Origin of the sequence: Promicromonospora kroppenstedtii DSM 19349, assembly GCF_000515355.1 — a bacterium.
Lineage (GTDB): Bacteria > Actinomycetota > Actinomycetes > Actinomycetales > Cellulomonadaceae > Promicromonospora > Promicromonospora kroppenstedtii.
In genome coordinates, this window is record NZ_KI911759.1 from 81,405 (window position 1) to 88,478 (window position 7,074).

4 protein-coding genes are annotated in these 7,074 nt (G+C 72.7%); 1 reads left to right on the forward strand and 3 read right to left on the reverse strand.

Going from position 1 to position 7,074, the window contains the following annotated elements; genetic code table 11:
- On the forward strand, window positions 1-2,692 hold a 2,692-nt coding region (locus PROKR_RS27060; RefSeq protein ID WP_051433417.1), incomplete at its 5' end, for a hypothetical protein.
- A 105-nt stretch (window positions 2,693-2,797) separates the two neighbouring features.
- On the opposite strand, the gene PROKR_RS27065 is transcribed toward PROKR_RS27060, so the two are convergent.
- The 3 genes from PROKR_RS27065 to PROKR_RS31110 form a co-directional block, all read right to left on the reverse strand.
- A complete protein-coding gene (locus tag PROKR_RS27065) occupies window positions 2,798-3,322 on the reverse strand; it encodes a 2'-5' RNA ligase family protein (protein ID WP_036969982.1) in 525 nt (174 codons plus the stop codon).
- 27 nt (window positions 3,323-3,349) lie between these two features.
- Entirely contained in the window at window positions 3,350-4,201 is an 852-nt protein-coding gene (locus PROKR_RS27075; protein ID WP_051433418.1) for a prephenate dehydratase, read from the reverse strand.
- A gap of 56 nt (window positions 4,202-4,257) precedes the next feature.
- Window positions 4,258-7,074, reverse strand: a 2,817-nt coding sequence (locus PROKR_RS31110; RefSeq protein WP_169736605.1) for an NACHT and WD40 repeat domain-containing protein, incomplete at its 5' end; no start/stop codon positions are given.

Sequence of the window (7,074 nt, forward strand, 5' to 3'; positions counted from 1 at the left end):
GTCGGCCACCGCGAGCGCGCCGCGCGAGACCACCACGACGGCGCCGTCGGCCACCCCGGCGCTCCCCGTGCTGCGCCTCGACGACCCCACCATCGACTGGCGCGAGCTGCTGGTCGACGGCGACGACGTGCAGCGCGGCGCCGACGGCACCGCGTTCAACACGTTCGGTGGGTTCGGGTCGGTGTCCTGCAACAACACCTCCAACCTGCTGCTCGACTACAAGGAGGAGCAGCCGGAGGCGTACTGGCGCATCATGCGGATGCTCTTCGACCCCGAGACGGGCGCGGGGCTCAAGCACATCAAGGTGGAGCTCGGCGCCGACAGCAACTCGTCGTCGGGCGCCGAGCCCGCCACCAAGCGCAGCGCCGACGAGCCCGCGAACGTGCTGCGCGGGGCGGGCTTCCACTTCATCGCCGACGCGCTGTCGATCAACCCGGACATCGAGACCGAGGCGCTGCGCTGGGGCGAGCCGTCCTGGACCGGGAACGATCCCGTGAAGCGGTACCAGTGGTACAAGGAGACGATCGACGCCGCGTACGACACCTTCGGCGTCGAGCTCGACTGGATGAGCCCGTCGCAGAACGAGGTGCGCGGCAGCACGTACCAGGCGGCCGAGCTGGCGTGGACGGTCAGGTTCGCGCAGTGGCTGGAGCGGGACGCCGCCGCGCCGGACGCCCGCTACGACTACTCGAAGATCAAGATCGTGGCGCTGGACTCGTACCGCGAGGGCGACGCCGTCGCGGCCCGCATCCTGGCCGACCCGGCCGCCCTGGAGCAGATCGACGCCCTCGGCTACCACTACGACATCGTGGGCGGCCCCAACGTGACCCGGCTGAACAAGGAGTTCGGCAAGGAGATCCTGTACTCCGAGGGCGTGGCGCCGATGATCGACCCGCAGTACCGCCTCGCCGCGGACCCGTCCCGGGGCGGCGTCGGGGGCACGGTCTCGGCCGCCGACATCGCGGACCGGTTCATCAACGCCTACCGCTGGAGCGGCGCGGGCGCCGACCCCGCGCACATGACCACGTTCCTGTTCCAGCCCGCGGTCAGCGCCATGTACGAGGGCACGCAGTACTCGCCCAAGCACCTGGTCCGGGCCTCCGACCCGTGGTCGGGCTACTGGGAGGGTGACGTCGGCCTGGTGGCGGTGCGGCACTTCCACCAGTTCGTCGGCGACGGCTGGGAGTACGTCGAGGGCGCGACGGGCGGCGACGGCACCAAGGGTGACGGCGGCACGAACGTCGACACCTCGACCCGCACCGTGCTCACGGCCCGCACGCCCGCGGCCGTCGAGGACGGTGCCGACGGTGAGCCGCAGTGGTCGCAGGTGCACGCGAACAACACCCGCACCGACCGGTACTTCGAGGTCAAGGTGGCCGACCTGGGTCCCGCCGACCGGCCGCTGTACGCGTGGGAGACGCGCGGGCCGGACGCGGGCCAGGAGTACGACGCGAACTACTTCCAGAACACGGGCGTCTACGAGCCGGTCCGCACCGAAACGATCGACGGCGTCGAGCACGACGTCTACCGCGTCAAGGTCCCGGCGTACTCGATCGTCACGCTGTCGACGCTCGCGCACGGCGTGTCCGGCTCCACGGACGAGTACGTGCCGGGCGAGCTCGCGCCCGACACGGCCGACACCATCCTCCCGCTGCCGTACCGCGACGACTTCGAGTACGACGAGTACCCGGTCACCAGGGTCGGTGGAGAGCGGATGACCTACCTGGAGCGCCGCGGCGGCACGCCGCGCTACACGGCGGACCAGGACGGCGCCTTCGAGGTGGTCCGCGGCGACCGGCGCACGGGCCACGTGCTCCAGCAGCAGATCAACGCGGACAACCGTGGGTTCACCTGGAACGTGTGGGGCAACGGGCGGCAGGACGTGCTGCAGACGGCGTCGCCGTCGACCGTGCTGGGCGACCACCGCTGGGCCGACTACGCGGCGGCCGTGGACTTCCGGCTCGACGACGTGGACCGCGACGCGAGCCTGGAGAACTTCGCGGGCCTCGGCGTGCGGCAGACGTACGCGCGTGGCGGCGACCAGGCCACCTACGCCGTCCGCGTGCACGAGGACGGCCGCTGGCAGCTCCGCAAGCTCGACCGGGTCGTGGCCTCGGGCACGGTGGCCGGGTTCGACGGCGCCGCGTGGCACAGGCTCGCGGTCGAGGCGCGCGAGAACGTCGTCACCGCGACGCTCGACGGCGTGCGCCTGACGCGCTACACCGACACGTCCGCCAACCCGGTGCTGGCCGGCCGCATCGCCCTGACCAGCGGGTTCTACAACACGCGGTACGACAACCTCGCGGTCACCCCGGTTCAGGACCATGCCTGGGCCTCGGAGAAGATCGACGACGCCGACCCGCGCCTGTCGTACCCGGACGGGTTCACGTTCACGCAGGCGGGCTACGCCCACTTCAACCGCACGCAGCACGTGCTCGCGGCGGGCAGGTCGGTGACCGTGCCGTTCCGGGGCACCGGGATCAACCTGTTCGGCGCCACGGCCGCCGCGACCCTGGAGGTCGTCGTCGACGGCGCCGCCCCACGGACCGTGCAGGTCGGGCCGGTGGGCACGCGCGAGACGTCGTACTGGCTGCGCGGTCTGGGCAACCGGAACCACACGGTCACGGTCCGGGTGGTCAGCGGCACGTTCACCCTGGACGGCGTCGACGTCCTGACCCCGGGCCGGCCTTGACGACGTGGTGACTTCGGTCGGTTGTCTCGAGACCGGTCAGTTGACCGACCGTTCTCGAGACAACCGACCGAAGTCAGCGCTCCGGGGCTCCAGAAGCACCGGGTCTCAGGGGACATTGGCCAGCGGGTACGCGATACCCGTGCCCGCGTCCACCAGCGCGGCGCGGGACAACGTGCCCGTCAGCGGGACGATCTCGTAGACCGCCTCCAGCACCAGCGGCGTCTGGTCCAGCCGGGCGCGCGTCGCCACGGTGACGTGCGGCGTCCAGACGCCGGGCACGTAGTGCTTGTGCAGCTCCTCGTCGGTGGCGCCCAGCGCCTCGACCACCTGCTCCTGGCGCGCCGCGAGCACGCTCGTGACCGCCGGGACCAGGCTCATCCGGCCGCGCCGGAACGCGGCGACGGCGTCGAACCGCACCGGCGTCGGCCCGGCGTCCGGCAGGGCCTCGACGGCGGCCCGCACCTTGTCCAGGTCCCAGGAACGCAGCACCGCCAGGGAGAGGTGGGGCAGGTGCCGGCGGTGGGTGTGCGTGGCGAGGGTGGGCACGCCCTGGTCCTCGAGCCGCTGCCACAGCCGTCGCAGGGCCCGCTCGGTCGGCCTGTCGAACAGCAGGCAGATCGCCAGCGCCACGAGGTCAGCCTAGGTCGTCGTGCCGGGTCACGAACCCACGGACGCCAGGCGGACGGGCACGCCGGACGCGCCGTCGGGACCCGACGGTTTGGTGGCCGCGAGCCGGCCCAGCACGGAGAGCCCGGAGCACCGGGCGCCCAGCGACTCCAGGGCGGCGGCCTCCCGGTCGGCGTCGAGGTCGGCGACGAAGAGCAGGAACACGTAGTCGACGCTGTCCCGCACCGGCCGGGCGACGATGTTCTCGAGGTTGCAGCCCAGGGCCGACAGGGGTCCGAGCAGCGCCGCGAGGCTGCCTGGTGCGTTCCGCTCCGGCAGTGCGGCGAAGACGGTCGTCCAGCACTCCGTCGTCGGCCGCACGTCGTCGCGGGTCACGAGCCCGAACTGGGTGATCGCCCCGGCGCCGTCCTCGACCTCGGTGGCGATGGTCGCGACGGGGTACAGCTCCGCGCAGACGGGTGCCGCGATGGCGACCTCGCCGGGCGCGAGCGAGGCGCAGGCCTCCGCGGTCGAGGAGGTGACGCGGCTGGGCACGCCGAGCGAGCCCACGTACCTGGCGCACTGCGCGAGGGCGTGCGGGTGGCTCGCCACGACCTCCGGCACGACGTCGGCGCTCAGGGCGTAGGCGTTGAAGGTCACCGGCACGAGGACGTCGGCCACGATGCGGCTCTCGGTGGTGAGCAGCAGCGAGTCCCACGTCGGCAGCACCACGCCGTTGACCGTGTTGTCCACGGGCACGACGGCGCCGTCGATCGTGCCGTCCTCGACCTGGGCGATCGCCTGGGCCTGCGTCGCCAGCGCCACGAGCTCGGCGCCGGGGCACAGCTCCCGGGCCGCCGCGTGCGTGAACGTTCCTTCTGGGCCGAGATAACCGATGGCCACGGATCCTCCTGTGTCGTCCTGCCTGGCTGCGTGCGGTGCGTGCGTACCTCGCGGCGTCACCGCCGCGCGCCCATCTTCGTCAAGAACTGCTCCTGGAGCGGGCTCAGGCCCGTCGCACCGCTGATCCGCATGCCCCGGCAGCTGATCCGCTGGTTGGCGTCGCTCTGCAGGGCGAGCTCGTCCAGCCGGGCCCAGCCGACCGTACTCCAGGACCGCACGTACCCGTCGAGGCTGCCGCTGACCAGGACGTCGTCGTGCCACTGGAAGGCGAGGCTCCAGACCGCCGCCTCGTGCGCGTCGAGCCGGCGGACCAGCGCCGGGGCCGCCGCGTCGTCGTCCGAGACGTCCCAGATCCGGACGACGCCGTCGGAGTCCCCGCTGGCGAGCAGCCGGCCGTCGGGGCTGTAGGCGACGGACCACACGATGGTCTGGTGCCCGGTGAGCACGGCGCGCACACGACGCGACCCGACGTCCCACAGGCGGACCGTCCCGTCGTTGCTCGCGGACGCGACGGTGCGGCTGTCCGGGCTCCAGGCCACCCCGTTGACGAGACTACCGTGCCCCTCGAAGCGCTCGACGCAGCGCAGCTGGAGACCGTCGGACGGGTCGGTCGTGATCCGCCAGAGCCCCACGGTCGCGTCGAAGCTGCCGGTCGCGAGCCAGGCGCCGTCGGGTGCGGCGTTGATCGAGTACACCGTGGCGCGGTGCTCGCGCGCCGACTTGAGCTCCGCGCCGTCGTCGACGGACCAGGCCCGGACCAGGGAGTCGCTCCCCGCCGTGAAGAGGTACCGGCCGGCGGGGTCGAAGGCGACGTCGTAGACCGTGTTGGTGTGCCCCTCGAGCACCCGCCGTGCGGAGGGGTGGTCGGCCGGCACGTCCGTGCGCCACACCGTGGCGGTGTGGTCGAAGCTGCCCGCGGCGACCGCCCGGCCGTCCAGGGTGAGCTGGACGCTGGTCAGCGAGTCCGACGGACCCCGCAGGCGGTGCAGCTCGGTGCCCGTGCCCGTGGTGTCCTGGACGCTGACGCTGTTGTCGCCGAGCGTCACCGCCCGCGTCCCGGCGCGGCTGACGGCCACCCCCTTGCCCGACGAGCGCACCCCGAGGTTCAGGTCCTTGAACGTCACGTCCGTGAAGTCGGTGGAGGTGAGCTGGGCGTCGGTCACGTTCATCGAGACCACGGTCGAGCCGGCGAAGCTCGAGCCACGCAGGTGCGCCCCGCTCAGGTCGGCGCCCTCGATGACGAGGCCGGAGAAGTCACGCCGCGACAGCCGGAACCGCAGCGCGCGCAGCAGGGAGAGCACGTTCCCCGCGGTGCAGGCGTCGTCGGTCCGGCCGCGCACGGTCGCCAGGTGGTCGTAGAGGCGCTGGGCGTCCAGCGGCCTGCCGGTGAGGAACGCGACGATCTCGGGGGAGAGGCGGCGGATCGCCAGCAGGTCGTACCGGCCCGCCGCGAGCTCCGTCGCGAGCCGGTCCGCGACGAAGAACTCCAGGAACGACTTGTGCGCGAACTGGTAGCGGCCGTGCGAGTCGCGCTGGAGGTAGGACTGCGTGGTGAGGTCGGCCGCGATCGCCTCGAGGAGGCCCGGGATGCGCACGTAGTTCTCGCCCGCGACGATCTCGGCGATCGCCTCGACGCGGACCTCCAGCGTGTCCTGCTCGAACATGGTCCAGGCGAGCCGCTGCATCAGCGGCCGTCGTTCCCGCGGGGAGATGGCCTGCGGCCGGTCCCGGCCCACCGCCTCGATCCAGCGGCGCGTGTACACGTCGTACAGCTCGGCGAGCGTCGCGCTGGTCCGCCCGCGCATGGCCGGCAGGATCTCCAGCACCATGTCCAGGACGAACGGCCGGCGGACGAGGTCGAGCAGCCCGTACGTATCGGTGATGAGGCTCCACCGCCGTCCCCAGTCGGCGGGGAACCGCGCCTTGAGGATGCCGCGGATCTGGTCCGTGCTGAAGTCCCGCAGGTACAGGATGTCGAACCGGCGACCGCGGTCGCCGAGGAACACCTCCGACTCCTCGTGCACGTCGCGGAAGTAGAGGGTGCGCGACGTGATGACGACCTTGCTGGCCGGTTCGGCGAGGGCGCGCAGCCGCTCGAACGCCTGGGTCACCGTCTCGTGGGCGGCGCGCGGCATCTCGTCGAACCCGTCGCACAGGAGCAGGAGCAGTCCCTGCCGGTTCAGCTCGGTCAGCACTGCCGCCACCTGGTCGTGCAGGCCGTGCAGCCGGCAGAAGTCCGCGAAGATCGCTCGGGCCGCGTCCTGCCGGACGCCGGCCTGCGGGGCGCCCGCCCCCGCGACGGGTGCCGGGTCGACGTCGTCCGGCGTGCGCACGTGCCGCAGCTCGAGGAGCAGGGGGAGGCGCCCCGCTGCGTCGCCACCGCCGTCGGACCCTGTCGTGTCGGGGAGCAGCCGGCGCGCGAGCTCGAGGCAGAACCAGCTCTTGCCGCTGCCGAAGTCGCCGAGCAGCGCGAGCTGCGTACCGCTCTGGTCCGCGGTCCACCGTTCGACCGAGCCGACCAGCGACGAGCGCGGCGAGCGGGAGACCTCGCTCCCGTCCTCCAGGCGGTCCGACTTCGCCGCGGCGAGGTCCACGAACGTCGACCCGGCGCGGCCGATGCGCCGGTCGTGCTCGGCGCGCAGCCACTCGACGTAGGGGCCGAGCGGGGCGAGCCGTGCGGCGAGGCCCCGGAACGTCGTCACCTCGACGCCGTCGCCCCATGTGTCCGGGGAGTGCGAGGTGCCCGGCGTGAGCGACGCGGCGTCGACCTTGTCGTCGACCACCAGGACCGCGTGGTCGGCGCCCGTGGTGCGGGCGGCGCCGGCCAGCCCGGTCACCGCGGAGGTGCGGGGCTCGGCGACCGTGCACCCGAC